At 61.1% G+C, this 23,867-nt stretch carries 23 protein-coding genes and 1 riboswitch; of the genes, 7 read left to right on the forward strand and 16 right to left on the reverse strand.

Annotated features, from left to right (window positions below; genetic code table 11):
• Positions 1 to 2 precede the first annotated feature (2 nt).
• The 6 genes from KUV52_RS08570 to KUV52_RS08595 form a co-directional block, all read right to left on the reverse strand.
• Positions 3 to 923, reverse strand: coding sequence for a hydroxymethylglutaryl-CoA lyase (locus KUV52_RS08570; protein WP_222525526.1), 921 nt, complete (start codon positions 921 to 923; stop codon positions 3 to 5).
• On the reverse strand, positions 920 to 2,875 hold the full coding sequence (locus tag KUV52_RS08575; protein WP_222525527.1) for an acetyl/propionyl/methylcrotonyl-CoA carboxylase subunit alpha: 1,956 nt from the start codon (positions 2,873 to 2,875) through the stop codon (positions 920 to 922). Before KUV52_RS08575 ends, KUV52_RS08570 begins: the two co-directional genes overlap by 4 nt.
• Positions 2,872 to 3,681, reverse strand: a complete 810-nt coding sequence (locus KUV52_RS08580; RefSeq protein ID WP_222525528.1) for an enoyl-CoA hydratase-related protein — start codon at positions 3,679 to 3,681, stop codon at positions 2,872 to 2,874. The genes KUV52_RS08575 and KUV52_RS08580 overlap by 4 nt, the downstream gene beginning before the upstream one ends.
• A gap of 3 nt (positions 3,682 to 3,684) precedes the next feature.
• Positions 3,685 to 5,292: a carboxyl transferase domain-containing protein gene (locus tag KUV52_RS08585; protein ID WP_222525529.1), complete on the reverse strand. Its 1,608-nt coding sequence runs from the start codon at positions 5,290 to 5,292 to the stop codon at positions 3,685 to 3,687.
• 61 nt (positions 5,293 to 5,353) lie between these two features.
• Positions 5,354 to 6,517, reverse strand: coding sequence for an isovaleryl-CoA dehydrogenase (locus tag KUV52_RS08590; RefSeq protein WP_222525530.1), 1,164 nt, complete (start codon positions 6,515 to 6,517; stop codon positions 5,354 to 5,356).
• A 51-nt stretch (positions 6,518 to 6,568) separates the two neighbouring features.
• A complete protein-coding gene (locus KUV52_RS08595; RefSeq protein ID WP_222525531.1) occupies positions 6,569 to 6,961 on the reverse strand; it encodes a MerR family transcriptional regulator in 393 nt (130 codons plus the stop codon).
• Positions 6,962 to 7,119: 158 nt separating this feature from the next.
• Between KUV52_RS08595 and KUV52_RS08600 the strand changes: the two genes are divergently transcribed.
• Entirely contained in the window at positions 7,120 to 9,027 is a 1,908-nt protein-coding gene (locus KUV52_RS08600; protein ID WP_222525532.1) for a propionyl-CoA synthetase, read from the forward strand.
• A gap of 54 nt (positions 9,028 to 9,081) precedes the next feature.
• Here the strand turns inward: KUV52_RS08600 and KUV52_RS08605 are convergent, their stop codons facing one another.
• The gene (locus KUV52_RS08605) at positions 9,082 to 9,972 is read right to left on the reverse strand and encodes a 1,4-dihydroxy-2-naphthoate polyprenyltransferase (RefSeq protein ID WP_222525533.1); all 891 of its coding nucleotides are present in this window, start codon (positions 9,970 to 9,972) and stop codon (positions 9,082 to 9,084) included.
• Positions 9,973 to 10,152: 180 nt separating this feature from the next.
• Between KUV52_RS08605 and KUV52_RS08610 the strand changes: the two genes are divergently transcribed.
• The 4 genes from KUV52_RS08610 (at position 10,153) to KUV52_RS08625 (ending at position 14,201) form a co-directional block, all read left to right on the forward strand.
• Positions 10,153 to 11,055, forward strand: a complete 903-nt coding sequence (locus tag KUV52_RS08610) for an SDR family NAD(P)-dependent oxidoreductase (RefSeq protein WP_222525534.1) — start codon at positions 10,153 to 10,155, stop codon at positions 11,053 to 11,055.
• A gap of 61 nt (positions 11,056 to 11,116) precedes the next feature.
• A complete protein-coding gene (gene tesB / locus KUV52_RS08615; protein ID WP_222525535.1) occupies positions 11,117 to 11,992 on the forward strand; it encodes an acyl-CoA thioesterase II in 876 nt (291 codons plus the stop codon).
• Between the two features lie 173 nt (positions 11,993 to 12,165).
• Positions 12,166 to 12,258, forward strand: a riboswitch (glycine riboswitch).
• A gap of 119 nt (positions 12,259 to 12,377) precedes the next feature.
• Positions 12,378 to 13,739: an alanine/glycine:cation symporter family protein gene (locus tag KUV52_RS08620; RefSeq protein ID WP_222525536.1), complete on the forward strand. Its 1,362-nt coding sequence runs from the start codon at positions 12,378 to 12,380 to the stop codon at positions 13,737 to 13,739.
• Between the two features lie 60 nt (positions 13,740 to 13,799).
• The gene (locus KUV52_RS08625) at positions 13,800 to 14,201 is read left to right on the forward strand and encodes a YbaY family lipoprotein (protein WP_222525537.1); all 402 of its coding nucleotides are present in this window, start codon (positions 13,800 to 13,802) and stop codon (positions 14,199 to 14,201) included.
• Between the two features lie 32 nt (positions 14,202 to 14,233).
• On the opposite strand, the gene KUV52_RS08630 is transcribed toward KUV52_RS08625, so the two are convergent.
• The 7 genes from KUV52_RS08630 to KUV52_RS08660 form a co-directional block, all read right to left on the reverse strand.
• Positions 14,234 to 14,413 carry a hypothetical protein gene (locus KUV52_RS08630; protein ID WP_222525538.1) on the reverse strand — a complete coding sequence of 60 codons (180 nt, stop codon included), beginning with the start codon at positions 14,411 to 14,413 and terminating at the stop codon, positions 14,234 to 14,236.
• A complete protein-coding gene (locus KUV52_RS08635; RefSeq protein WP_222525539.1) occupies positions 14,413 to 15,132 on the reverse strand; it encodes a DNA-binding protein in 720 nt (239 codons plus the stop codon). Before KUV52_RS08635 ends, KUV52_RS08630 begins: the two co-directional genes overlap by 1 nt.
• A complete protein-coding gene (locus tag KUV52_RS08640; RefSeq protein ID WP_222525540.1) occupies positions 15,129 to 15,683 on the reverse strand; it encodes a core component of ECF transporter in 555 nt (184 codons plus the stop codon). The genes KUV52_RS08635 and KUV52_RS08640 overlap by 4 nt, the downstream gene beginning before the upstream one ends.
• Positions 15,680 to 16,306: an energy-coupling factor transporter transmembrane component T gene (locus KUV52_RS08645; protein ID WP_222525541.1), complete on the reverse strand. Its 627-nt coding sequence runs from the start codon at positions 16,304 to 16,306 to the stop codon at positions 15,680 to 15,682. Before KUV52_RS08645 ends, KUV52_RS08640 begins: the two co-directional genes overlap by 4 nt.
• Entirely contained in the window at positions 16,293 to 17,540 is a 1,248-nt protein-coding gene (locus tag KUV52_RS08650; RefSeq protein WP_222525542.1) for an ABC transporter ATP-binding protein, read from the reverse strand. Before KUV52_RS08650 ends, KUV52_RS08645 begins: the two co-directional genes overlap by 14 nt.
• 3 nt (positions 17,541 to 17,543) lie before the next feature.
• Positions 17,544 to 19,577, reverse strand: coding sequence for a TonB-dependent receptor (locus KUV52_RS08655; protein ID WP_222525543.1), 2,034 nt, complete (start codon positions 19,575 to 19,577; stop codon positions 17,544 to 17,546).
• Between the two features lie 223 nt (positions 19,578 to 19,800).
• Complete coding sequence (locus KUV52_RS08660) at positions 19,801 to 20,700, reverse strand: aldo/keto reductase family oxidoreductase (protein ID WP_222525544.1); 900 nt, start codon at positions 20,698 to 20,700, stop codon at positions 19,801 to 19,803.
• A 184-nt stretch (positions 20,701 to 20,884) separates the two neighbouring features.
• Here KUV52_RS08660 and ompW point away from each other — a divergent pair, with 184 nt between their 5' ends.
• The gene (ompW, locus tag KUV52_RS08665) at positions 20,885 to 21,514 is read left to right on the forward strand and encodes an outer membrane protein OmpW (protein WP_222525545.1); all 630 of its coding nucleotides are present in this window, start codon (positions 20,885 to 20,887) and stop codon (positions 21,512 to 21,514) included.
• Positions 21,515 to 21,571: 57 nt separating this feature from the next.
• Here the strand turns inward: ompW and KUV52_RS08670 are convergent, their stop codons facing one another.
• Entirely contained in the window at positions 21,572 to 22,300 is a 729-nt protein-coding gene (locus KUV52_RS08670) for an SDR family NAD(P)-dependent oxidoreductase (protein WP_222525546.1), read from the reverse strand.
• Positions 22,301 to 22,453: 153 nt separating this feature from the next.
• Here KUV52_RS08670 and metA point away from each other — a divergent pair, with 153 nt between their 5' ends.
• Positions 22,454 to 23,389 (forward strand): homoserine O-succinyltransferase, encoded by a 936-nt coding sequence (gene metA, locus KUV52_RS08675; RefSeq protein ID WP_222525547.1) that lies wholly within the window; start codon positions 22,454 to 22,456, stop codon positions 23,387 to 23,389.
• Here metA and KUV52_RS08680 read toward each other — a convergent pair whose 3' ends face one another.
• Entirely contained in the window at positions 23,390 to 23,785 is a 396-nt protein-coding gene (locus KUV52_RS08680) for a hypothetical protein (RefSeq protein WP_222525548.1), read from the reverse strand.
• Between the last annotated feature and the right edge of the window lie 82 nt (positions 23,786 to 23,867).

Raw genomic sequence — 23,867 nt, forward strand, 5'->3', positions numbered from 1 at the left:
CCTTACTCTCCGCTTCCTGACTGAAGGTTGCACCGGCCTGCCAGGGCCTGTGCCACTTTGGAACCATTGTTGCGGCCCAGCCGCTGACTGATCCGGCCGCCTGCCGCCACCAGGGCATCGAGATCCACGCCGTGGCGGATCCCCAGCCCATTGAGCAGGTAAACCAGATCTTCGGTGGCCAGGTTGCCACTGGCACCCGTGGCATAGGGGCAGCCCCCCAGGCCAGCTACCGCGCTGTCGATGGTGCTGACGCCCAGGTCTAGGCAGGCCAGTACATTAGCTAGCGCCTGCCCGTAGGTGTCATGAAAATGCAGGGCCAGGGCGTTCATCGGCACTCTCGCCGCTACCGCCTCCAGCATCGCCACCGCCTTATCCGGCGTGCCGATGCCGATGGTGTCCCCCAGAGAGACCTCATGGCACCCCATGGCGTACAGGGCGTGAGCCACCTCAGCCACTTTGGCCGGGGCAACGGCGCCCTCATAAGGGCAACCCAGTACGCAGGAAACGTAGCCTCGAACCCGAATGTCCGCCTCTTCAGCGGCCACCATCACCGGTTCAAACCGGGCAAGGGATTCCGCCACGGAGCAGTTGATGTTCTTCTGACTGAACGCCTCCGATGCCGCACCAAAGACCGCGACCTCCTGAACCCCCGCCGCCTGGGCGGCTTCAAACCCGCGCAGGTTTGGGGTCAGCGCCGAGTAGGTGATCCCCGGCTGCTTGTCGATGCGGGCAAACAGCTGGTCAGCGTCTGCCATCTGGGGCACCCACTTGGGGGAGACAAAGCTGCCCGCTTCGATATGGCGCAATCCGGTGCGGGAGAGCGCGTTGACCAGTTCAATACGGTCATCGAGGGTAACGGCCGCTTCATTTTGCAGTCCGTCACGGGGGCCGACTTCGACGATCCTGACCTCTCTCGGCCTCATTCAACCACCTCCTCTTCCAGCGCAATCAGAGCGGTACCATCCGCCACTTGCGCACCTTCGGCAAAGGGCAAGGCGGTAACGGTGCCGTCAAAGGGTGCACTGATGGTGTACTCCATCTTCATCGCTTCCATCACCACCAGCGCCTGACCGGTAGCCACCTTGTCCCCCACCGCCACCAGATTGGCCACCAGAGTGCCGTTCATGGGGGCTTGCAGCGCTTTGTCTGCGTCCCCCTGACTCTGTTCACCCTGATGAGTCACCTGGGCGAAACGCAGTGGCCCGCCGGGCAGCAGTACGGTGACGCCCTGTTCATCCCGATGGCAGGGCCAGGATTTGAGGTGGCCGTTCAGCTCCAGGCGCAGCCGGTCGCCGCTCTCCACCAGCGCAATCTGGGCGTCGATGCCGTTCAGTTCCGTGCGCCAGCCATGCTCGCTGGCGGTCAGTACGATGGGGTAGCGGTCACCGTGTTCATCCTCCAGCAGCAGTTGGGCCCGGGCGGGGGCGTTCAGACGCCAGCCCAGTGGTACCGCCGTGGTGCTGGCAGGCTCAAGCAGGCTCAATGCCACTGCCCAGGCTGCCGGCCAGGCATCCATGATGGGGGCAAATAGAGCCTCACTGTGGGCCTGAATAAAGCCGGTATGAAGGTCTGCCGCCGCAAAAGCGGGGTGATCCGTAATGCGATGAAGGAAGGGCAGATTGGTGGTGACCCCCGCCAGTTCGCACTGTCCCAGGGCTTGTACCATGCGGCGGATCGCCATCAGGCGGTCATCGCCGTAGCAGATCAACTTGGCGATCATCGGGTCGTAGTAGGCGGTGATGGCATCCCCCTCCACCACGCCGGTATCAACGCGAACCCCCTCTCCCTCGGGCCAGCGCAGGCGGGCCAGGGTGCCGGTGGCGGGCAGAAAATCCCGCTGGGGATCTTCCGCATAGAGACGCACCTCAACGGCGTGGCCGGAGATGGTGATCTGCGCCTGGGTCAGGGGCAACGGTTCGCCCGCAGCTACCTTGAGCTGCCACGCCACCAGATCCTGCCCGGTGACCAACTCGGTGACCGGATGCTCCACCTGAAGGCGGGTGTTCATCTCCATAAAGTAGAAGCGACCCTGCTCATCCACCAGGTACTCAACGGTGCCGGCACCCAGGTAATCGATCGCTTTGGCGGCCTTGACGGAGGCTTCCCCCATCTCGGCCCGAAGGGCCTCAGACAGACCCGGCGCGGGCGCTTCCTCCACCACCTTCTGGTGGCGTCGCTGAATGGAGCAGTCCCGGTCGGAGAGGTAAACGGCGTTGCCGTGCTGATCGGCAAACACCTGCACCTCTACGTGGCGGGGCGCGGTCAGGTAGCGCTCCAGCAGCAGTTGGTCATTGCCGAAGGCGCTTTGCGCCTCCCGGCGGGCGGTGGCCAGCGCCGCTGCCAACTCCTCCGCTTTCTCCACCACACGCATCCCCTTACCACCGCCACCAAAGGCGGCTTTGACCAGCAGCGGGAAACCAATTTTGGTGGCTTCCTCGGTCAGACGCGCATCGCTCTGGTCGTCACCGTGGTAACCCGGAAGCATGGGCACCCCGGCGTTCTCCATGATCGCCTTGGCGGCGCTTTTGGAGCCCATCTTAGCGATGGCGTCTGCCCGGGGGCCGATAAAGGTGATGCCCGCCTGTTCACAGGCCAGGGCAAATTCCGGGTTCTCCGACAGGAAGCCGTATCCCGGGTGGATCGCGTCGCTGCCGGCGCTTTTGGCCACTTCCAGCAGCAACTCGGTATTGAGATAGGAGAGGCGCGCTTCGGCGGGGCCGAGACGGAACGCCTCATCCGCCATTGCCACATGGCGGGCGTGACGGTCAGCATCGGAGTAGACCGCCACGGTGGCGATACCCAGACGCCGACAGGTTTCAATCACCCGGCAGGCGATCTCGCCGCGGTTGGCGATCAGCACTTTCTTGATGTTCATTGGGCCTCCTGCCGCTGAGTGTTTCCTGGCGTCTGCCAGTCTGGGGCGCGCTTGTCGAAAAACGCCTGCAGCCCCTCCTGCCCTTCGGGGCTGACCCGGATCTCGGCGATACGCCGGGCGGTCTCCTCCACCAGCGCTTCGGTGATGGGGGCATCGCCCACCAGTGCAAGAAGAGACTTACAGGCTCTGAGCGCCTGCGGGCCATTGGATAACAAGGCTTGGATAAGGGGTTCCGCAGCCTCGGCAGGGTGCTCGGACACCTCATGAACCAGGCCAAGGACCTGAGCCTGAGTGCCGCTGAACCGCTCAGCCGTCAGGGCGTAGCGCCGCATCTGACGCACACCGATGGCCCGGCTGACGTAGGGGCTGATGGCGGAGGGGATCAGGCCCAGTTTCACCTCGGAGAGGCAGAACTGGCTGTTGGGTTGGGCCACCACGATATCGGCGCAGGCGATCAGGCCAAGTGCCCCGCCAAAGGCCGCGCCTTGCACCAGGGCGACAACGGGGATCGGCAGCCGATCCAGTCGCTGCATCAGTTGGGCCAGTTCGCGGGCATCCGCCAGATTGGCATCTGTGTCCATGGCGGCCTGAGCCTTCATCCAGCCCAGATCGGCACCGGCACAGAAGTGCTTGCCATTGGCGTCCAGCACCAACAGGCTCAGGGCCTCGTTGGCGGCCACCCGGCTCAAAGCGTCATTGAGCTCGGCAATGGTCTCGGCGTTAAACGCGTTGTGCTTGTCCGGCCGATTCAGGGTCAAACGAGCCAGACGCCCGTCCAGGGTCAATTCAATGTATTGATAGGCCATGGCTTACATCCTGAAGACGCCGAAGCGGGTGGGCTTGACGGGGGCGTTCATCGCCGCAGAGAGGGCGATACCCACCACCTCGCGGGTCTGGGCCGGATCAATAATGCCGTCGTCCCAGAGGCGGGCACTGGCGTAATAGGGATGCCCCTGATGCTCATACTGCTCGACAATCGGCGCCTTAAACGCCTCTTGTTCCGCCTGGGGCCATTCGATCCCTTTCTTGGCCAGTTGGTCTGCTTTCACCTGAGCCAGCACGTTTCCTGCCTGTTCGCCGCCCATCACTGAGATGCGGGTGTTGGGCCAGCTCCACATCATGGTGGGGTCAAAAGCGCGGCCACACATGCCGTAGTTTCCGGCGCCGTAACTGCCACCAATCACCACGGTGAATTTGGGCACGGTGGCGCAGGAGACGGCGGTCACCAGCTTGGCGCCGTGCTTGGCGATCCCCTCATGCTCATATTTCTGCCCCACCATAAAGCCGGTGATGTTCTGCAGGAACAGCAGGGGAATGCCGCGCTGACAGCACAGCTCAATAAAGTGGGCGCCTTTCTGGGCGGACTCAGAGAAGAGGATGCCGTTATTGGCGAGGATGCCAATGGGGTAGCCATGAAGGCGGGCAAAGCCGCACACCAGGGTACTGCCAAAGCGGGCTTTGAACTCATCAAAGTCGGAATCGTCGACGATGCGGGCGATCACCTCTCGCACCTCAAACGGCTGCTTCAGATTGGTGCCCACGATGCCGTAAAGCTCCCGGGCGTCGAACCGGGGCGGCTTGACCGGTGCCGGAGTCAGGGGGGATGCCTTCTGGTGGTTCAGTCGGGATACCGCCTGACGGGCCAGTTGCAGAGCGTGCTGATCGTTGTCCGCCAGGTGGTCCGCCACGCCGGAAATTTCGGTATGGACCCGACCACCTCCGAGATCCTCGGCGCTGATCTCCTCCCCGGTGGCCGCTTTGACCAGCGGCGGACCGGCCAGGAAGATGCTGGCCTGCTCTTTCACCATGATCGACTCATCCGCCATCGCCGGAACGTAGGCGCCACCGGCGGTGCAGAGTCCCATCACCACGGCAATCTGCGGGATCCCTTCGGCAGACATCTGGGCCTGGTTAAAGAAGATGCGGCCGAAGTGGTCCCGGTCCGGAAACACCTCATCCTGACGGGGCAGGAAGGCGCCGCCGGAATCTACCAGGTAGATGCAGGGCAGGTGGCAACGTCGGGCGATCTCCTGAGCCCGCAGGTGCTTTTTCACCGTCAGCGGGTAGTAGGTGCCGCCCTTCACGGTGGCGTCGTTGGCGATGATCATGCACTCAACGCCGCTGACCCGGCCAATGCCGGCGATCACACCCGCGGCGGGCACGTCATCCTCATAGCATTGGTAAGCGGCCATCTGGCCAATCTCTAGGAAGGGGGCGCCGACATCCAGCAGTTGCTCGACGCGTTCACGGGGCAGCAGCTTGCCCCGACTGGTATGGCGCTCGCGGGCGACCTCGGAGCCGCCGGGCAGGATGCTGGCCAGCTTGGACTGGAGGTCAGTCACCAGCTCGGCCATCGCATCGTGGCGCAGCCGGAAGGCACCGTCATGAACATTGATGGTGGAATGCAGTTGGGTCACGGTCTGGTTCCCTGTCTTTAACGACTGGCAGGGCCGGCCCCCGGGGCCGACCCGGTACGGATCAGCGGATCTCGTTCATCAATTCCCGGCCAATCAGCCAGCGGCGGATCTCCGAGGTGCCGGCACCAATTTCGTACAGCTTGGCATCACGCAGCAGGCGGCCGGTGGGGTATTCATTGATGTAGCCGTTGCCGCCCAGCAGCTGAATGGCATCGAGGCTGATCTGAGTGGCCATTTCGGCGCTGTAAAGGATGGCACCCGCGGCGTCCTTGCGGGTGGTTTCGCCCCGGTCACAGGCGGCGGCTACGGTATAGACGTAGCTGCGTGCGGCGTTGGCGCGGGTGTACATGTCGGCCATCTTGCCCTGTACCAGCTGGAAGTTGCCGATGGGCTGACCAAACTGTTCGCGTTGACCAACGTAATCCATCACGGCGTCCATGGCGGCGGCCATGATCCCCAGCGGTCCACCGGAAAGCACCACGCGCTCGTAGTCCAGGCCGCTCATCAGCACCTTAACGCCATTGCCCTCGCCACCCAGGATGTTTTCGGCGGGTACTTCGCAGTTCTCGAACACCAGTTCACAGGTGTTTGATCCACGCATACCGAGTTTGTCGAGCTTCTGAGCCTGGGTGAAGCCGGGAAAGTCGCGCTCGACGATAAAGGCGGTGATCCCTTTGGAGCCAGCGTCCGGGTCGGTCTTGGCGTAGATCACGTAGGTGTGGGCATCGGGACCGTTGGTGATCCACATCTTGTTGCCGTTGAGAATATAGTGGTCGCCGTTCTTGCGGGCGGTGAGTTTCATCGACACCACATCGGAGCCGGCGCCGGGCTCACTCATCGCCAGCGCACCGATGTGCTCACCGGTGACCAGTTTAGGCAGATAGCGGGCCTTCTGTGCGTCATTGCCGTTTTTCACGATCTGATTAACGCAGAGGTTGGAGTGGGCGCCGTAGGAGAGGCCCACCGAGGCGCTGGCTCGGGAGATCTCCTCCATTGCCACAACATGCGCCAGGTAGCCCATATCGGCACCACCAAACTGCTCGGGTGCGGTGATCCCCAGCAACCCCATCTCGCCCAGCTGCGGCCACAGTTCGTTGGGAAAGGTGTTTTCCCGGTCGATGTCGGCCGCCCGGGGAGCAATCTCCCCCTGGGCAAACTCTCTGACCGCATCGCGCAGCATGTCCACGGTCTCACCGAGACCGAAGTTGAATCGTCCTAGATACATTCGCTTCTCCCCTTGTGCGAATCGGCCCGCCTGGCCTTTGAGCGATGATTATTATTGTTTAATCGCTTCCAGGGCCTGGCGGCATTGGTTTTCTGCGGAGGTGAGCTCCATCATGATCACCTTGATGTCATCCATCTGAAGTTGAAGATCCCGCTTTTTCTCTTCAATCAGGTCGAGCATGGTGAGCAACTGAGTCTGGCTGCTCCGATCGGCGTCATACAGTTCAAACAGCCGCCCGGTCTCCGCCAGGGAAAAGCCCAATCGCTTACCGCGCAGAATCAGCTTCAGGCGTACCCGGTCCTGCAGGCTGTAGATCCGGGTTTGCCCCCGGCGTTTTGGCTTAAGCAGGCCCTGATCTTCGTAGAAGCGAATGCTGCGGGTGGTGATATCAAATTCCCGCGCCAACTCGCTGATGGAGTAGGTGGCTTGTGAACCTTTGGTCATGGTGCTCCCGTACGGATGACATTTTTCGTCACCTTATATGAAGTTTACGTAAAGGTAAAGTTGACGCCGGGAATGCCGGTAGCCATAGGTCTAATGGGGCTTTTGCTCTCCCCCTGCTAAAACCGGAACACGCAGTGATTCGGTGAATGGAGGCAGAGATGACATCGATACGGGTAATGCAGCAGCGTGCAGAGGGGGATCCTAAAGGGTTTTGGACCGAGGCCGCCGCAGGCATTTCGTGGCATCGTTCCTGGGACCGGGTGTTGGACACCAGTAACGCGCCGCTCTATCGCTGGTTTTCCGGGGCAGAACTCAATACCTGCTACAACGCAGTAGACCGCCATGTCGAGGCGGGTTTTGGCGAGCAGGTGGCGATCCACTATGACAGCCCCGTCACCGATACCGCTTACCCCATCACCTATGCGGAGTTGCAGGTCCAGGTGGCAAGACTGGCCGGAGCCCTGAAAGCGGAGGGGGTCGGCAAGGGGGATCGGGTGGTGATCTACATGCCGATGGTCCCGGAAACCGTCTACGCCATGCTGGCTTGCGCCCGATTGGGGGCCATCCACTCCGTGGTGTTCGGTGGTTTTGCCGCTGCGGAGCTGGCTACCCGTATCGACGACGCCAAGCCCAGGTTGGTGCTCTCCGCCTCCTGCGGCATTGAACCCTCCGGAGTGGTGCCCTATAAGCCCCTGCTGGATCGCGCCCTGGAACTGACGAATCATCCGGTAGCCCGCTGCCTGATACTGCAGCGTCCCCAGTGTGAAGCCACGTTGCTGGCGGGGCGGGATCGGGACTGGCATGAGGCTCAGCAGGGGGTGGAGCCCGCAGAGTGTGTGCCGGTGGCGGCCACGGACCCCCTCTATATTCTCTACACCTCCGGCACCACCGGAACCCCTAAAGGGGTGGTGCGGGATAACGGCGGCCATGCAGTAGCACTGCACTGGTCGATGAAGGCGATCTACAACATTGAGGCGGGCGACACCTTCTGGGCGGCCTCCGATGTAGGCTGGGTGGTGGGCCACTCCTACATTGTCTATGGGCCGCTGCTGGCCCGTGCCACCACGGTGCTGTATGAAGGGAAGCCGGTAGGCACACCGGACCCCGGTGCTTTCTGGCGGGTGATCGAGCAGTACCAGGTGAAGAGTTTCTTTACCGCCCCCACCGCCATCCGGGCCATCAAGCGGGAGGATCCGGATACGGAGTATCTGGCACGCTACAACCTTGGCTGTCTTAACGCCCTCTACCTGGCGGGTGAGCGGTGCGACCCGGATACCCTGAATTGGGCGATGGACACGCTTAAGGTGCCAGTGGTGGATCACTGGTGGCAAACCGAAACCGGCTGGGCGATCTGCGCCAATCCGCTGGGTATTGAGCCGCTGCCCATCAAGGCGGGTTCGCCCTCACTGGCGGTGCCGGGCTACCAGGTCGACGTGCTGGATGAGGAGGGGGAAGCGGTGCCTCCGGGCCAGAGCGGGGCCATCGCCATCCGCCTGCCATTGCCACCAGGCACCCTACCCACGTTGTGGGGGGATGATCAGCGCTACATCGACAGCTATCTCAGTCGCTACCCCGGCTACTACCTGACGGGCGATGCGGGCTACCAGGATGAAGAGGGCTACCTCTACATCATGAGTCGCATCGACGACATCATTAACGTGGCGGGCCACCGTCTCTCCACTGGTCGCTTTGAGGAGGTACTGGCCCAGCATCCCGCGGTGGCGGAAGTGGCGGTGATCGGCGTGGCGGACAAGCTCAAAGGCCAGTTGCCCCTGGGGCTGGTGGTGCTGAAGGCCGGGGTCACCCTGTCGGAGTCGCAGCTTTATGAGGAGCTGATTGCCCTGGTGCGTAAGGAGATTGGTCCGGTGGCGGCGTTTAAGTTGGTGAGTGTGATCAACAAGCTGCCGAAAACCCGCTCCGGCAAGATCCTGCGGGGCACCATGCGTAAGATTGCGGATAATCAGGACTACGTAGTGCCTGCCACCATTGAAGACCCGGCGGCACTGGACCTGGTGCACAACACCTTGGTGCGTTTGGGCTATGGCAAAGGACGGGTTACCGCCTGAATCTGCAAAAGCGGACCATAAAAAACAAGCCCCCGATTCGGGGGCTTGTTCTATTCAGGCCATCAGTCGGGCCAGGATCAGTCCCAGACTGGTGGTGACGCTGTACACCAGCGTCAGTTGTGCGGTGCGCCCCAACAGCGGGTTGAGGGCGGCACCTTCGGTTTCTTCGAAGGCAGCGGCCAACTTCACCGCCATCGGTGCGGCAATCGCTGCCAGCAGTACCGCCTGACCGGGCAGGGCGCCCAGCAGCCAGGTGAGGGTGATCACCAGGAAGGGCAGCAGCACCAGAGCGCGGTAGAGCATACGGGCGCTGTGCTGGCCAATACGAACCGCCAGTGTCCGTTTGCCCGCCTGGGTGTCGGTGGCAATGTCCCGGGTGTTATTGACCAGCATGATCGCGGCGTTATAGAGGCCCAGGGTGGCGGCGAGAATCCAGGCGGACAGGTCGGTGTGACCGGTCTGGATGTAGTAAACGCCGACGACGGCCACCAGACCGAAATAGACAAAAGCCGCCACCTCGCCCAACCCCAGAGAGGCCAGCGGATAGGGGCCGCCGGAATAGCCAAGCGCACCGGCTACCGCAAGCGCCGCGAGCACGGCGATGGGCCAACCGCCGACGTAGATCAGGTAGAGACCAACAGCCACCGCCAACACCAGGCTAAGGACCATGGCATTGCGGACCGCAGTGGGGGCCAGCAGGCCAGCCTGAGTGACACGGGTAGGGCCCAGTCGCTGTTCGGTATCGACACCGCTTTTGTAGTCGAAGTAGTCATTGGCCAGGTTGACACCAATCTGCAGCAACAGTCCGCACAGCATGGCGGAGGCGGCAACCAGCCAGGAAAACTGACCCTGGTACCAGGCCAGTACGTTCCCCAGAAGCAGGGGACTGATGGCCGCAGGCAGGGTGCGGGGGCGGATCGCCATCAGCCAGTATTGGAAATGCATTGATAACGCAGTAGAAAAAATTTAGGTATGCGGAGTGTAACCTGTTCGACGTGAAAAGACCCGGATCCGCTTCACGGAGGATTGGTGCATAAGAAATGGCCTTTGCCCGGGGGATCACAGAAATTTCGTCGGCCTTGGGCCACAGTGACAAAATGAAGACACAGGAAAAGGCAGCCAAACGTGATTCAATTCGATGACCAAGTGATTCTGGTCACCGGTGCCGCCCGGGGGTTAGGTCGTGCTTACACACTGGCCCTGGCAGAGCGCGGTGCCCATGTTGTGGCGCTGGATCTGGGTTGTGACGCAGACGGTGAAGGGCGGGATCCGGGATACCTGGACGATGTGGTGGACCTGGCTCACGACATGGGGGCCAAGGTGATTGGTCATTGCGTCGACGTGAGGGATGAAAACGCTCTGCATGAGGTTATCGCCGATACCCTGAAACGATTTGGCCGAATTGACGGCCTGGTCTGTAACGCTGGTGTTCTGATCTGCCAGGAGGAGTTGGGGACGGATCTCGGCTTGTACCGGCGTCAGATGGAAAGCAATCACTTTGCTACCGTGGCCAGCATTCAGGCCGTGTGGCCCATCATGGCTGAGCAGGGCTATGGTCGCATCCTCATCACTTCCGGATTCTCCGCCATGTACGGTGATGACCGGATGGCGGGCTATGCCGCTTCCAATGCCGCAAATCTGGCACTGATGCGCAGTCTGGCCCCACTCGGTGAGTCAGCGGGCATTCGGGTCAACGCACTCTGTCCGGCCTGCTACAGCCGCCTCTCCAAACGGTGGGTATTGCCGGAGCAGGCGGAAGAGATGACGCCCGATACTGTGGTGCCCGCCATGTTGTGGCTGATGTCGAATCAGGCGCCCAATGGCGAGGTGATCACCGCTGGAGGCGGCCACTATGCCTTGGCTGGGGTGCAGGAGGGGGTCGGATTGCGACTGGAGCCAGCAGAGCGCCGACCGGAAACCCTGGCGAGCCTTTGGCCCAACCTTAAGAGCAGCCCCAAGAACCAAAGCTACGACAGTTTTGCCCAGCGTCTGGCCCGCACCATGCGCAGTGTCATTGACGGGCGGTAGCAATTCGGGGAGTTAGTCAGTAGCGTATTGCCACTTACGAATTTCGAATGTGGGATACGCAATGTCAGATACCCTCAATCGTCTGCTGGGGATCCTCTCCCTTGAGCAGTTGGAAGATGGCCTCTACCGTGGTCAAAGCCTGGACCTGGGCTTTGGCCATCTGTTTGGTGGGCAGGTTCTCGGCCAGGCGCTGAGTGCCGCCAAAGAGACCGTGGCTTCAGAGCGCTCAGTTCACTCTTTTCACTCCTACTTTTTGCGTCCTGGTGACCTCTCACGTCCAGTGGTCTACGAGGTGGAAAACCTTCGGGATGGAGGCAGTTTCAGCGCCCGTCGGGTCAGTGCCATCCAGCATGGTCGTCCCATCTTCTACATGACCGCCTCCTTCCAGGGTGAGGAACCGGGATTGGAGCATCAGGACCCGATGCCCGATGTACCGGGCCCCGAAGGGCTGCCCAATCAGCATGACCTGGCCAAACTGCTGGCGGATAAACTGCCCAAGACCTTGATGGAGCGTTATCTGGATAACGCCGCCATCGAGATGCGCCTGGTAGAGCAGATCGATCCCTTCCGTCCCAAAGCCACAGAGCCCAAGCGCTACGTCTGGATGCGAACTCAGGGCAAGCTGCCGGACGATCCCCGTCTGCACCGCTATCTGCTGGCCTATGCGTCGGATTTCAATTTCCTGGTGACCGCGCTGCAGCCCCATGCGCTGTCCTGGCTGGATCCCCGTTTGAAGGTGGCCACCATCGACCACGCCATGTGGTATCACCGCCCCTTCCGCTTTGATGAGTGGGTGCTTTATGCCATCGACAGCCCCAATGCCACCAACAGCCGGGGTCTGGTCCGGGGGCAGTTTTTCAACCAGAAGGGGGAGCTGATCGCCAGTGCGATGCAGGAGGGGCTGATGCGCCAGCAGGAAAAAATACCGAAAGTGTGAAGCCCGTCACTGCCGTGTCTCATTGCGACACGGCGTTTTTTTGTTACATTGCTTCTCCCCGCCCTTCACAAGCGGGGAACTCGGATGAAGGTATCAGGAGAGTGGTGGCCCAGGCCGCCCGCCGAAGAAGTAAATCTTTCAGGCGTCGGGAAATCCCGATGAGGACTGGTACTGGACGAGCCTCTGGAGAGATCCATTGATTTGGACGCCGAAGGCGCAAGCGGCTATGCCGTGAAACGCTCAGGCAAAAGGACAGAGGTGCTGAATACCGCCATCAATCCCTTGATGGCGGCCTGCACTGCCGCTGTATCTCGGGCTCCTGGCCCGGTCCATCATGGTTTCTCCTCTTTGTGTAGTGAGTCGTCACACAGGAGGAAAAACGCCCATGAACTCACTCGAAAATGCACTAGCCACACTCTCTTCCTGGGTATGGGGTCCGCCGTTGCTGATCCTGCTGCTGGGAACCGGTCTCTATTTCACCCTGCGTCTGGGGTTGCTGCAGCTGCGCGGCCTGCCGATGGCGCTCAGGCTGATGTTCAAGAAGAGCAGCAGCGCCGGGGACGTCAGTCGTTTCAGTGCACTCTGCACCGCGTTGGCGGCCACCATCGGTACCGGCAACATCGTCGGCGTTGCGACTGCGGTGAAACTGGGGGGCCCCGGGGCGCTGTTCTGGATGTGGCTGGCAGGTCTGCTGGGCATGGCAACCAAGTACGCCGAGTGCATGCTGGCGGTAAAGTACCGTCAAACTGACGAGCAGGGTGAGCAGGTGGGTGGCCCGATGTACTACATCGCCAAGGGCACTGGTCTCAACTGGCTGGCCAAACTGTTCGCACTTTTTACCCTGCTGGTGGCCTTTTTCGGCATCGGCACCTTCCCCCAGGTCAATGCGATCGTTGACGGGGCGGCCATCGCCTTTGCGATTCCCGATACCCTAACCATGGTGGCGCTGACCGCCCTGGTGGCCGCTGTGGTACTGGGGGGCATCAAGCGCATCGCCACCGTCGCGACCGCTCTGGTGCCCACCATGGCGCTGGGCTATGTCGTGGCCTGCAGTGCTCTGCTGATGCTGAATTGGCAGGCGGTTCCTGACGCGTTTGCCCTGATCTTTGAGTCCGCCTTTAACCCGGTTGCGGCCGGTGGTGGCTTTGCCGGTGCTACCGTGATGATGGCGATCCAGTTTGGTATCGCCCGTGGGGTGTTCTCCAATGAAGCGGGTTTGGGCAGTGCGCCGATGGCGGCAGCGGCGGCCAAGACCGACTCCCCGGTGGAGCAGGGGCTGGTGTCGATGACCGGCCCACTGTTCGATACGCTGATCATCTGTACTCTGACCGGTCTGGCGCTGGTGATGAGCGGCGCTTGGCAGGGCGATGCCGCCGGTGCTGCGATGACTTCGGAGGCGTTCAACACCGCGCTCTCCTCCTTTATCGGCACCAAGATCATCACCCTGGCGCTGCTGTTCTTCGCCTTCACCACCATTCTGGGCTGGTGTTATTACGGTGAGCGGGCGGTGCTGTTCCTGGCGGGGGAGCGTGGTCGCTACCCCTATCGGGTGGTGTTTGTTGCCCTGGTCGCGGTGGGGGGTCTGCTGCACCTGGAGCTGATCTGGCTGCTGGCGGACGTGGTCAATGGTCTGATGGCGATCCCCAACCTGATCGCCCTGTTGCTGCTGCGCAAGGAGATCCTGGCGGACACCCGGGCTTATCTTGCTGCCCGGACTCACAAAGCGGCGGATCCTCAGCTGGCCTGACTTGAGGCAGGCAAAGCGCTTGATTACACTGGGGCTATGCGCAATTTGGAGCCCATGGCAATGTTGAAACGACTGCTTTGCCTGCTGTTTATGCTCGGCCTGGCCGGGTGTGTGACTGTCACGGATGCGGAGCCGGAGCCTGTCCGGGTCAGCGGTGTGATCACCTTTAAGGAGGCCACACTGTTGCCTGAGGGGTCCCGGGTGGTGGTGGCGATCATCGACGCCAAAACGCCGGGGGTGATCCTCACTCAGAAGGAGTTTGATGTCGGCAAGCTGCCGGTGCCCTTCTTCTTCTCTGTGCCGAAGGACATACTCGACAAGAAGGCGGAGTACGTCATCTGGGCCGCGGTTCGGGTCAATGGTCGACCGGTTCTGCAGACCTATGACCTCTATCCGGTGATCAACAACAAGGCTTTCAGCGCCGAAGTGATGTTGCAGCCCATCCGGGAAAACGCCCGCTAAGAAAACGCCCCGCAATGCGGGGCGTTGTTGTATCAGGGCCGAGGCTTAAGACATTCAAATCCGTCGGTGAGCCAGCGTCGGTAACGGCAGTTATAGCAGCTGACCAGCACCATATCGGTATGCTCATCTTCATCATCCGGGCCAAACTGTTCACAGGCGCGGGCAATCACCCGAACCTCATGGTAAGCGGAAAATCCTTTTGGGCAGTTCATCAGTAGTCTCGCAAATGGGGTTTCTGAGCGTTGATCCAGCGGGCACCATCTGCCACCACCAGCAGGGTATTGCAGTGGTTCCACCAAACGGTTTTCACCTTATCCAGCAGCTCAATGGGTGTGTCGGCTGGCAGCCGTTCGCCGCTGGGGGTTGAGATGGCGTCGATCTCCGGGTGGCGCAGCAGTTCTGCCACAGTGAGTCGGTCACCCTGTACCGCAAGCTTCCCTTTGCAGCGGCCATCCCTGCCACTTAATCGTAAGCCAACGCCCGCCAGTGCACCGATCACTCCGTCACCTCGCCCGCCATGTTCACTGAGGTGGATCCCCATCTCAAAGGCGAGTTGGTAGGCTTCCGCTTTGCTCAGTACCTGACGCTTGGCGGCCTGGCCAAACGCGATAAGCCGGGCCTGGTCAATGCGTTCCAGCGGTGCAATGCAGAGGCCGGGATCGGAGCCCGCAGCAGAGTGATTCAGCAGAAACTGCTGCGCCATGGCGGTGAGGCTGCCGTAGTGCTCAGGGCGCGTCATCAGCTCGAAGCACATAGCGCTGTTGTGAGAGGTGTAGGGGATGTCCGGGTGGACGTACAGCTGATGCCGGGTGATGCTGGAGCAGTGGCCCAAATCCTGCTCATGGATCTGGTCAATCAGCTCCTGGGCCAGCTCTCCGGTGCCCTTGGTGCCGATCTCGTCGGTGTCGTCGATGCAGAGGTACAGTTTCATTGGCAAAGCTCCTTGCCGGGCAGTCGGCTGGGGGGGATCAGTTGGTGATGTGCCAGGTGACGCAGCAGGGTGGGGACCATCAGGCAGGCCAGGGCGGCAAAGACGCAACCACCCAGCAGCTTCCAGCCTACCTGAATCACAATCACTTCATAGGCGGCGCTGGCCAGCATCAGTTCCATCGCGCCTTTGGCGGTCCAGGCCAGCACGCCAGCAAAGGCCACCACCATCGCCTGAAGCCGGTACCAGGGGGCGAAGGGGAGAGCGGTCAGGGCCAGCTCTACCGCGATGGCGGGCATCATAAACTTCAGCAACACCAGCGGGCCGCCCTTGCCAACGCCCAGCACCATCGCCAGCAAACCGGCGATCAGCCCGCAATAGAATACTGAGCCGCGCACGGGTACCAGACCGCGTGCCAGCAGCAGGGTGGTCATCAGAAAGAACATGGAGTGGCCGGTCAGACCAAGCTTGAAACGGAACACGGATTTCACCGCGACAAAGATCAGTGCCAGGGAGCCCAGCAGCAGGGCATCGTTCAGTGAGCGCGAATTCATAGAATCTCCTCAAATCGAGTCATCGGGCGGTCCTCCTGGTAGCCACGGCTGCGCAGCGCCAGGGCCTGTTGTTCGGTAAACCGCATCATCTGAACCAGCAGCGGCAGCAATACGGTTTGCCCCAGCTCCGCATAGCCCCGGGGACGCAGAAAGTCCCTGGCACTGAGGTGAGCTCCGCGCAGGCGGGCCAGCCGGAACAGCAAGCGGGTTTCATTCACCATGGTGGGCAGCAGTGCGAGTGCCGCCTGAAGCACGGTGGCATTGCGGCGGGAGAGCCAGGGGTCCAGTGCCCGGATAAGGGTCTGGCCCGGAGTGGACAGGTAAAACCAGAGCCCCGGCAGAATCCCAAGCAGGATGCGGACACTGACCAGTGCCGCTTCCGTCAGGCCGGCAGAGCCGAACTTGATGGCGTATACCGCTGAGATAAGCAGCCAGTTGGGCAGCATAAACAGCAGGGTCCGACGCAGTTGACGCGGCCCCTTAGGGGTGTGCCACAGCAGCAACAGCCAGGCCAGACCCAGCGGAGCGAGGAGATCCGTCGGGCCAGAGAGCCCCAGTAGAGTCAGCAACGGCACCGCCAGCAGTTTGGCTTGGGTCAGTCGAACCGGATCAGGCCGCCACATGCACACCTCCATGGGCAATCTCCCAGGCCAGGCCGGTATCCGGCAGGGGACGATGGCTGGCGATGATGATCGCCATGCCCTGCTGACACTGTTCCATCAGCAGGTGCCAGAGCCGCTGTTGCGCTTCGGAATCCAGCCCTGCCAGCGGGTCGTCCAGCAGCAGCAGGTCGGGGCGGGCCACCACCTGCGCCAACAGCGCCAGCAGGTGTTGCTGGCCATAAGAGAGATGAAGGGGAGAACGGTCTGCCAGCGCTTCCAGCCCCAGGCAGGCCAGCCAGCGCGGCAGGTCGCTGGCGGTCTGGCCGGAGCGGGAAAGACTAAAGGCAACCTCCTCGGCCACGGTGGCCGCAAACAGCTGACGGTCCGGACGCTGTAACAGACAGCCGACCCGGCCCCGGCTGCGCCCCACCGCTTTGCCAAGCAGGGAGACCTTGCCTTCCAGGCGATGTTCCAGCCCCGCCAGCGCCAGCAGCAGGGAGCTTTTGCCACTGCCGTTGTCGCCGCTCAGGGTCACGCACTGCCCCGCCCGCAGAGTCAGCTCGGGCAGCACCAGCAGCGGCGTCTCCTCGACCCTCAGCAACGCCTCCTCCATCTCAACCACACTGCTGCCGAGAGGAAGGGGAGGCCAGGGGGGAAGGGCGACCGGTTGGGTTTGGCCCAGGGAGAAGGTATGTGGTGCCAGCTCGGCGAACGCTTCACCATGGTGTTCGGCAATCACTATGGTCGTTCCCTGCGCTTTAAGGGCTTTGAGCGTAGCCAACACGCTGTCGAGTGCGGACGGATCCAGTTGTGCCCAGGGCTCGTCCAGCAGCAGCAAACGGGGCTGAGACACCAGTTGAGCCGCCAGCAGCAAGCGGTATTTCTGTCCCTGAGAAAGGTGAGCCACAGGGGTATCCAGGGGAATAGGCAGGCCCACCTGCTCCAGAGCGGCCTCAATCTGAGAACGCATCTGTGGTGGCGCAACGCCCAGATGTTCGAGCCAGAGGGCGACCTCGGGCCCAACCCGCTCTCGCATCAGCTGCAGGGCGGGATCCTGCATCACCAGGCCGATCCGCTCCGGGCGCTGAATCGTGCCTGAAGGGCTCTCCAGCAACCCGGCGATCTGCAGCAGCAGGGTGCTTTTTCCCGATCCGGTCGGGCCAGAGAGGAGCAGTACCTCTCCAGCCTCAAGATGGAGTGAGATCGACAGAGCCGGGTTGCCCCGGCTCAATTGCAGCTGGTCAAGGTGCAGCACGAATTACCACTGACCCTTCAACTGCATCAGCCACTGGCGGCCCGGTTGGGGCAGGGCACGGCTGGTTTCGTACAGCTCGTCGAATAGGTTGGTGACCGTGAACTGCCAGCTCAGACCGCCCCAGGGCAGGGGTTGGCTGACGCTCAGGTCCACCAGCAGGTAGTCGTCAACATCAAACTGCACGCCATCCTGGTAGTACACCTGATCCATCACGTACTGGGTATCGACCCGGCCGACCAGCTGCCAGGGCAGATAGGCGGTGACGTTGGCCTTCACCGTGTGTTTTGGGCGGTACTGCAGGGTGGTACGGTTCTGATCGTCCTCACCACGGTTTTGTGCGTCCAGGTAGCTGTAGCCCAGCATCCAGTTAACGGATTCAAACGCCTGGTTGTGCCAGCTGGTGTCCACACCGGTAAAACGGTAGTGCGCGTAGTTGCGCAATACGCCGTCGTCATCCTTCTCGATGTAGTTGTTCACGTCGCTGTAGTAGGCGCTGATCTCAAGGCGGTTCATGGCCCCCAGGAACTGGGTCAGCCCCAACTCGTAGTGTTCCGTGGTTTCCGGCTCCAGCTCGATACCGTCTGCGGCCTCGTACTGGTTCTCCAGGGTCGGATAACGGATCTTGCGGGCGCCGCTGACACTCAGCTTGGTGCTGTCGGTGACGTAGTAGTAACCGGAGCCCAGCAGACTGTGGCGCAGCTGGTCATCCAGATCGTTATCGTGAATGCCGCCACTGAGGGTCAGGCCACCCTGTTGGCTGGGCTGCCACTGGTATTCCACCAGCAGGGACTGGGTCATCTGTTCGCGCTTTTGTAGGGGATCGGATGCACCGCCGGTGCCGCCACCGGAACCGCCGCCAGTGCCGCCACCTGTACCGCCACCGGAACCGCCGCCCGTGCCACCGCCCGTGCCACCACCCGTGCCACCACTCGTGCCACCACCCGTGCCGCCCGCCAGCGCAGAGGCCGGGTTCAGATCTTGTTGCTCCGCGCGCCAGCGCTGTTGCTCCAGCAGGTAGGCGGTGGTCAGAAGGTGGGCATCCTGCTTCCACAGCCACTGCAGGTTCATCCCCTGGTTGGCCAGATGGATGTCGTTCTGTTCCAGAGCCTGGGCCAGGGTATCGTCGCTGTACTTGAGACGCTGCTCATCCTGATCGTGGTAGTAAAGGTAACCACGCAGCTCGTGATTCTCGGTCAGACGGTGGCTGCCACGGGCTTGCAGGCCAAAGCGCTCCTGATCCTCGATGCGTTCCACTTCACTCTTCTTGTGGTCCACTTGAATCGGGTTGCCCTTCTCCAGCGTGCCCCAGTTCGCGGTCAGGCCCAGTTGGGTGTCTTCGCTGACTTGCCAGTCAAACTCGCCCAACAGGCTGTGCTGCTCGAAATCACTGTTGTTACGGGTGCCGCCATCTTCCTGCTTGTCTGCTTCGAAATCGGAAGGCAGACGGAAACCGTCGCGGCCATAGCCCTGGTACTGCAACAGACCGGAGCGGGTCTCATCACCCAGGGCAACACCGGCACCGGCCTGCCAGGCGCCATCATTGCCGCCACCGGCATTGACGCTGAGGCCATGTCCGTCAAACCCTTTGCGGGTAATGATGTTGATCACGCCGCCGGCACCACCGGGTCCATACAGCAGGGAAGCGCCGCCGGTGACCACTTCAACCCGCTCGATCAGATTGACCGGCAGGGTCGCCGGGTCAAACTCGCCGTCGCTACCGTTGTTGTAGGGCACGCCGTTGATCAGGAAGGTGATGTGACGGGTCTTGAAGCCACGGCTTTCGATGCGGGCGGGCCCCTTGTTGGCCACACGGATATGCAGGCCGGGCACCTCCTGAAGCACCTGCTCCAGGCTTTGGGCACCGGAGAGCTCAATGTCGGAACGGCTCAGGGTGTACTGGGTTGCGGCTTCGCGCTGCGCGGTCGGTTGCTCACCGTGCACCACCACCACCTCGTCGATGCCGCCGGTGGAAACGGCCAGGGCGGGAAGGGGCAGTGCCATGGCCAGCAGAATGGGGTTGAGTCCAAATTTCAACATTCTGAAAATCCTCGAAATAATCGGCGGTATTTTGTTGAAGCCGGTTACCCGCCCGCAACGTCGCCTCGAAAGAATTCAGAGGTGGATCAACCACAAATCCCCTGTTCTGACTTTAGGGGGCTAATGTCCGAGTTGGTTTGGACAGAATGTCTCGCGTTTCGACAAAAAGCCCCACCTTGATGGACAAGATGGGGCAGGACAAAAAGTCGGCTTTTCAGTGAGTTCAGGGCACGTCGTGGCCGGTGGAGGCACGCCAGATCCGGAACCACTGCTCCCGGGTCAGTGTCAGGCGGCTGGCATCCACGGCCTGACGCAATCGCTCAATCCGGCCACTACCCAGAATGGGAAGGGGGCTGCAGGGCAGCGCCAGCAGCCAGGCCAGGGCAACCTGATCCACCCCCTGAGCGCCCACCTCTTCGCCCACTTTGGATAGCTCCAGTCGGACGCTACGCGCCTGAGGGTCAGTGGGGCTGAACAGCCGTCCTCCCCCCAGGCAGGACCAGGCCATGGGGCGGATCCGATGTTGCTGGAGGTGGTCCAGGGTACCGTCGTGCAGGGCGGTGAGCTGAAGAGGCGAGATCTCCACCTGGTTGGTGACCAGTGGGAAGGGCAGCCGGGACTGGAGCAGCTCAAACTGGGATGGCGTGAAATTGGAAACGCCAAAGTGCCGGACTTTGCCCGCGCGACGAAGTTGGGTAAAGGCTTCTGCGACCTCATCCGCCTGCATCAGCGGATCGGGCCGATGGATCAGCAGCAGATCCAGGTAATCGGTGCCCAGATGACTCAGGCTGGTGTCCACCTGAGTCAGAATATGGCCCACGCTGGTGTTGTAGTGGGGCAGGTCATAGCCCTTCTGACCCGGCAGGCAGATCCCGCATTTGGAGACAATCTGTATCTCATGGCGAATGGCCGGCTCCAGCGCCAGTGCTTCACCGAAGGCGGCTTCGCACTGGTAGTCGCCGTAGATGTCAGCGTGATCACAGCTGGAGATCCCTAACGCCAGGTGGGCCTTAAGAAAGTCCAGGCGTTGCTGCGGGGTCATTTTCCAGTCCAGCAATCGCCAGTAACCGGCAATAAAGCGGGACAGGTGCGGGCCATCGGGGTGGAGGGGAGTCAGTGGCATAACAACGTCCTGTTCAAGTCTAAAAACAACATTAAAACGTGAGGCAGATCATGATCGTCGCCGTGGTTACTTAATTGTTTCAGAGAGGTTGAGCGAGATCAAAGTTGGTGTTGGTCAAGATCGATAGGGTTGGCGCCAGAAGGTTACGGGAACCAACCCCATCTCACGCAATGGAGTGAATAAGATGAAAACCAAACTGCTGTCTCTCGCCCTGCTTTCCGCACTGTCTGCCCCTGCCTTGGCCCACGATGCCGGCGATTTTATTGTTCGTGTTGGCGCGGCAACGGTTGCTCCGAATGAAAGCTCTGAGGATGTTGCTACTCTGGGCGAGTTCGCGGTCGATGACAACACCCAGCTGGGTCTGAACTTCACCTATATGGTGACCAACAACTTCGGTGTGGAACTGCTGGCGGCCACCCCGTTCAGCCACGAAGTGACTCTGCCGGAAGCTGGCATCAATAAGCTGGCCAAGGTGAAGCACCTGCCGCCGACCCTGATGGCTCAGTACTACTTCGGCTCCGGCAACCTGCGCCCCTACATCGGTGCCGGTGTGAACATGACCGTGTTCTTCGATGAGAAGTTCACCGATGACCTGGGTGGCGCAGTGAGCGACCTGGATGTGGATACCTCCTTTGGTCTGGCCGGTCAGGTGGGTATCGATTACAAGCTGAACGACCAGTGGCTGGTGAATGCCTCCGTCTGGTATATCGATATCGGCACCGACGTGAACTTTAAGCTTGGCGGCGACCAGACATCCATCAAGACCGACATCGACCCGTGGGTTTACATGGTATCCGTGGGTTACACCTTCTAAGGCCAGCCTTAGACACAAAAAAGCCACCCTCCGGGGTGGCTTTTTGTTGGACGGTATTCAGCCCTTGTACTTGCGCTTGTTGTAGATGAATTCCGGCAACATCGCGGTCAGCCAGCTGATCACACGCCAGCGGCGGGTAACATAAACCGTATGCTTGGCCTTCTTCATTGCCCGCACGCACTGGCCGGCGATCTTGGGCAGAGAGGCGCTCCAGTGCTTGCTGCCGCGTCCCTGCATTTTGTCCAGGTAACCCATGCGCAGGTCGGTGATGGTTACCGGCAGCTTCAGTCGTTGAGCGTGCAGACGCAGCCCTTGCAGATAGTTCTGCTGATACGACTTGGAGGCGTGGAACGCCACTTGCGGTCCGCCACGCTCACCGGCGATGGAGGTCAGCGCCGCCAGTTGACCGTACTTCTGCGCCACCATCTTATTGAAGGCGGCATTGGCCAGGGCAGTAAAGCCGGTGACATTGATGTCGACGATGGTTTTGTCCAACTGCCAAGGTAACTGCAGGTCCAGCCCGCTGGCGGCGGTGTTGATCACCACCAGTGCGGCGCCATCCAGCTTTTCCCATAAGGCATCAAATGCCGCTCGGGAGGCGTCGGGGTTGGTGATGTCGATGGCCACCAGTTCGGTTTGCGGACCCAGTTGCTCCGCCAGTGGGGCGAGAGCCTCGATATCGGCGGCCATCAGCCCCAGGCGAACATTGTCTTTCGCCAGCTCGAGAGCCAGAGCGTGGGACAGACCGGAGTTGGCACCGATAAGAATGGCGCTTAGTTGACTCATAAAAAAAGAAACTCTTTAGGGGTATCGCTCGATTCTAGAGAGGCCGAAGGAGGCTCACAAGGACAGAGTCGACACTTTAGTGAAGCTGTCCGGACTTGTGGACGTCCGGATGTCCTGATATAACTGGCCAGGTACGCTTAAGGAGAAGAGCCCATGCCGGTCAAGGTGCCAGACAGTCTGCCCGCGTCAGCCATTTTGCGCGGAGAAAACATCTTTGTGATGTCCGAATCCCGGGCGGAAGCGCAGAACATCCGGCCATTGAAGCTGCTTATCCTCAACCTGATGCCCAACAAGATTGAGACCGAGACCCAACTGCTGCGCCTGTTGGGCAACAGCCCGCTGCAGGTGGATGTGGAACTGCTCCGTATCCACAACCGCCCCTCAAAGCACACGCCTTGCGACCATATGAACGCCTTCTACCGCGATTTTGACGAGGTAAAGGGCAACAACTACGACGGCCTTATCATCACCGGGGCCCCGCTGGGGGATCTGGAGTTTGAAGAGGTGGCTTACTGGGACGAGATCCGAGCCATCATCGATTGGTCACAGCAGCACGCCACCTCGGTGCTGTTCCTGTGCTGGGCCGCACATGCGGCGTTTTATCACCTCTACGGCATCAAGCGCTATCTGCGGGATACCAAGATCTCCGGGGTGTTTGAGCACCGCCGCGTTCATGAGCACGTGCCGCTCCTTCGCGGTTTTGACGACGAGTTCTGGGTACCGCACTCCCGCTATGCCCAGGTCTCGATGGATCAGCTTAAGGCCCATCCCCAGCTGATAGTACTGGCAGAATCCGATGTGGCGGGGGCTTACCTGGTGGTGGACCGAAACAACCGCAACCTGTTTGTGACTGGCCATCCGGAGTACACGCGCACGACCTTGCAGGATGAGTATCGCCGGGATCTGGCGGCGGGCCTGACCCCCAAGGTACCTGATAACTACTATCCGGAAGATGACCCCACCCGTAAGCCGCACGCAAGCTGGCACTCCCACGGTGCCCTGCTGTTCAGTAACTGGCTTAACTACTACGTCTACCAGCAGACGCCGTTCGATCTCTCCGACATGGAGGGGATGACTCCCTGGGAGTGATCAGAAGGGCATTCGGGTGGTCCCCTTCGGCAGATGCCAGAACCGCTTGTCGGCGATGGCGTACTGCCACACCGGATAGAGCAGCACCAGCACCACACCGAAATGCACCAACAGTGGCAGAAGGGCAACGGGATCCGGATTGTCGAGCCACACCATAAAGCCCATCACCAGAGAAAACTGGCAAGTAACGAACAATAGGGCGGCGCAGCCAATGGCAAACCAGCGCGGCACAATCGGATAGTGATAGGCGAAACCGAAGGCGGGCAGTAACAGCAAGCCTCCACACCAGACGACCAGCCACTGCAACATGGTCAGCCCCCCGGTAAACAGCCAAACCAGCAACTGGCTGCCCATCACGGCCGCCACCAGGGCAATCATCACGCGCCAGAACAGCATCGGCACCTCCCCCATATTAGGTGTTATCTCCTTCTATCAAATGGCTTTTTTTTCGGCAAGCGTGGGCGATGCCTTGTTTAAT

The sequence above is a fragment of the Ferrimonas balearica genome (assembly GCF_019802055.1).
GTDB lineage: Bacteria > Pseudomonadota > Gammaproteobacteria > Enterobacterales > Shewanellaceae > Ferrimonas > Ferrimonas balearica_A.

Excerpts from the sequence above, each read along its gene's own strand:
- KUV52_RS08570 (WP_222525526.1), bottom strand. The coding sequence starts at position 923 with ATGAGGCCGAGAGAGGTCAGGATCGTCGAAGTCGGCCCCCGTGACGGA.
- KUV52_RS08575 (WP_222525527.1), bottom strand. The coding sequence starts at position 2,875 with ATGAACATCAAGAAAGTGCTGATCGCCAACCGCGGCGAGATCGCCTGC.
- KUV52_RS08580 (WP_222525528.1), bottom strand. The coding sequence starts at position 3,681 with ATGGCCTATCAATACATTGAATTGACCCTGGACGGGCGTCTGGCTCGT.
- KUV52_RS08590 (WP_222525530.1), bottom strand. The coding sequence starts at position 6,517 with ATGTATCTAGGACGATTCAACTTCGGTCTCGGTGAGACCGTGGACATG.
- KUV52_RS08595 (WP_222525531.1), bottom strand. The coding sequence starts at position 6,961 with ATGACCAAAGGTTCACAAGCCACCTACTCCATCAGCGAGTTGGCGCGG.
- KUV52_RS08600 (WP_222525532.1), top strand. The coding sequence starts at position 7,120 with ATGACATCGATACGGGTAATGCAGCAGCGTGCAGAGGGGGATCCTAAA.
- KUV52_RS08605 (WP_222525533.1), bottom strand. The coding sequence starts at position 9,972 with ATGCATTTCCAATACTGGCTGATGGCGATCCGCCCCCGCACCCTGCCT.
- tesB (WP_222525535.1), top strand. The coding sequence starts at position 11,117 with ATGTCAGATACCCTCAATCGTCTGCTGGGGATCCTCTCCCTTGAGCAG.
- KUV52_RS08620 (WP_222525536.1), top strand. The coding sequence starts at position 12,378 with ATGAACTCACTCGAAAATGCACTAGCCACACTCTCTTCCTGGGTATGG.
- KUV52_RS08625 (WP_222525537.1), top strand. The coding sequence starts at position 13,800 with ATGTTGAAACGACTGCTTTGCCTGCTGTTTATGCTCGGCCTGGCCGGG.
- KUV52_RS08630 (WP_222525538.1), bottom strand. The coding sequence starts at position 14,413 with ATGAACTGCCCAAAAGGATTTTCCGCTTACCATGAGGTTCGGGTGATT.
- KUV52_RS08635 (WP_222525539.1), bottom strand. The coding sequence starts at position 15,132 with ATGAAACTGTACCTCTGCATCGACGACACCGACGAGATCGGCACCAAG.
- KUV52_RS08640 (WP_222525540.1), bottom strand. The coding sequence starts at position 15,683 with ATGAATTCGCGCTCACTGAACGATGCCCTGCTGCTGGGCTCCCTGGCA.
- KUV52_RS08645 (WP_222525541.1), bottom strand. The coding sequence starts at position 16,306 with ATGTGGCGGCCTGATCCGGTTCGACTGACCCAAGCCAAACTGCTGGCG.
- KUV52_RS08655 (WP_222525543.1), bottom strand. The coding sequence starts at position 19,577 with ATGTTGAAATTTGGACTCAACCCCATTCTGCTGGCCATGGCACTGCCC.
- KUV52_RS08660 (WP_222525544.1), bottom strand. The coding sequence starts at position 20,700 with ATGCCACTGACTCCCCTCCACCCCGATGGCCCGCACCTGTCCCGCTTT.
- ompW (WP_222525545.1), top strand. The coding sequence starts at position 20,885 with ATGAAAACCAAACTGCTGTCTCTCGCCCTGCTTTCCGCACTGTCTGCC.
- KUV52_RS08670 (WP_222525546.1), bottom strand. The coding sequence starts at position 22,300 with ATGAGTCAACTAAGCGCCATTCTTATCGGTGCCAACTCCGGTCTGTCC.
- metA (WP_222525547.1), top strand. The coding sequence starts at position 22,454 with ATGCCGGTCAAGGTGCCAGACAGTCTGCCCGCGTCAGCCATTTTGCGC.
- KUV52_RS08680 (WP_222525548.1), bottom strand. The coding sequence starts at position 23,785 with ATGCTGTTCTGGCGCGTGATGATTGCCCTGGTGGCGGCCGTGATGGGC.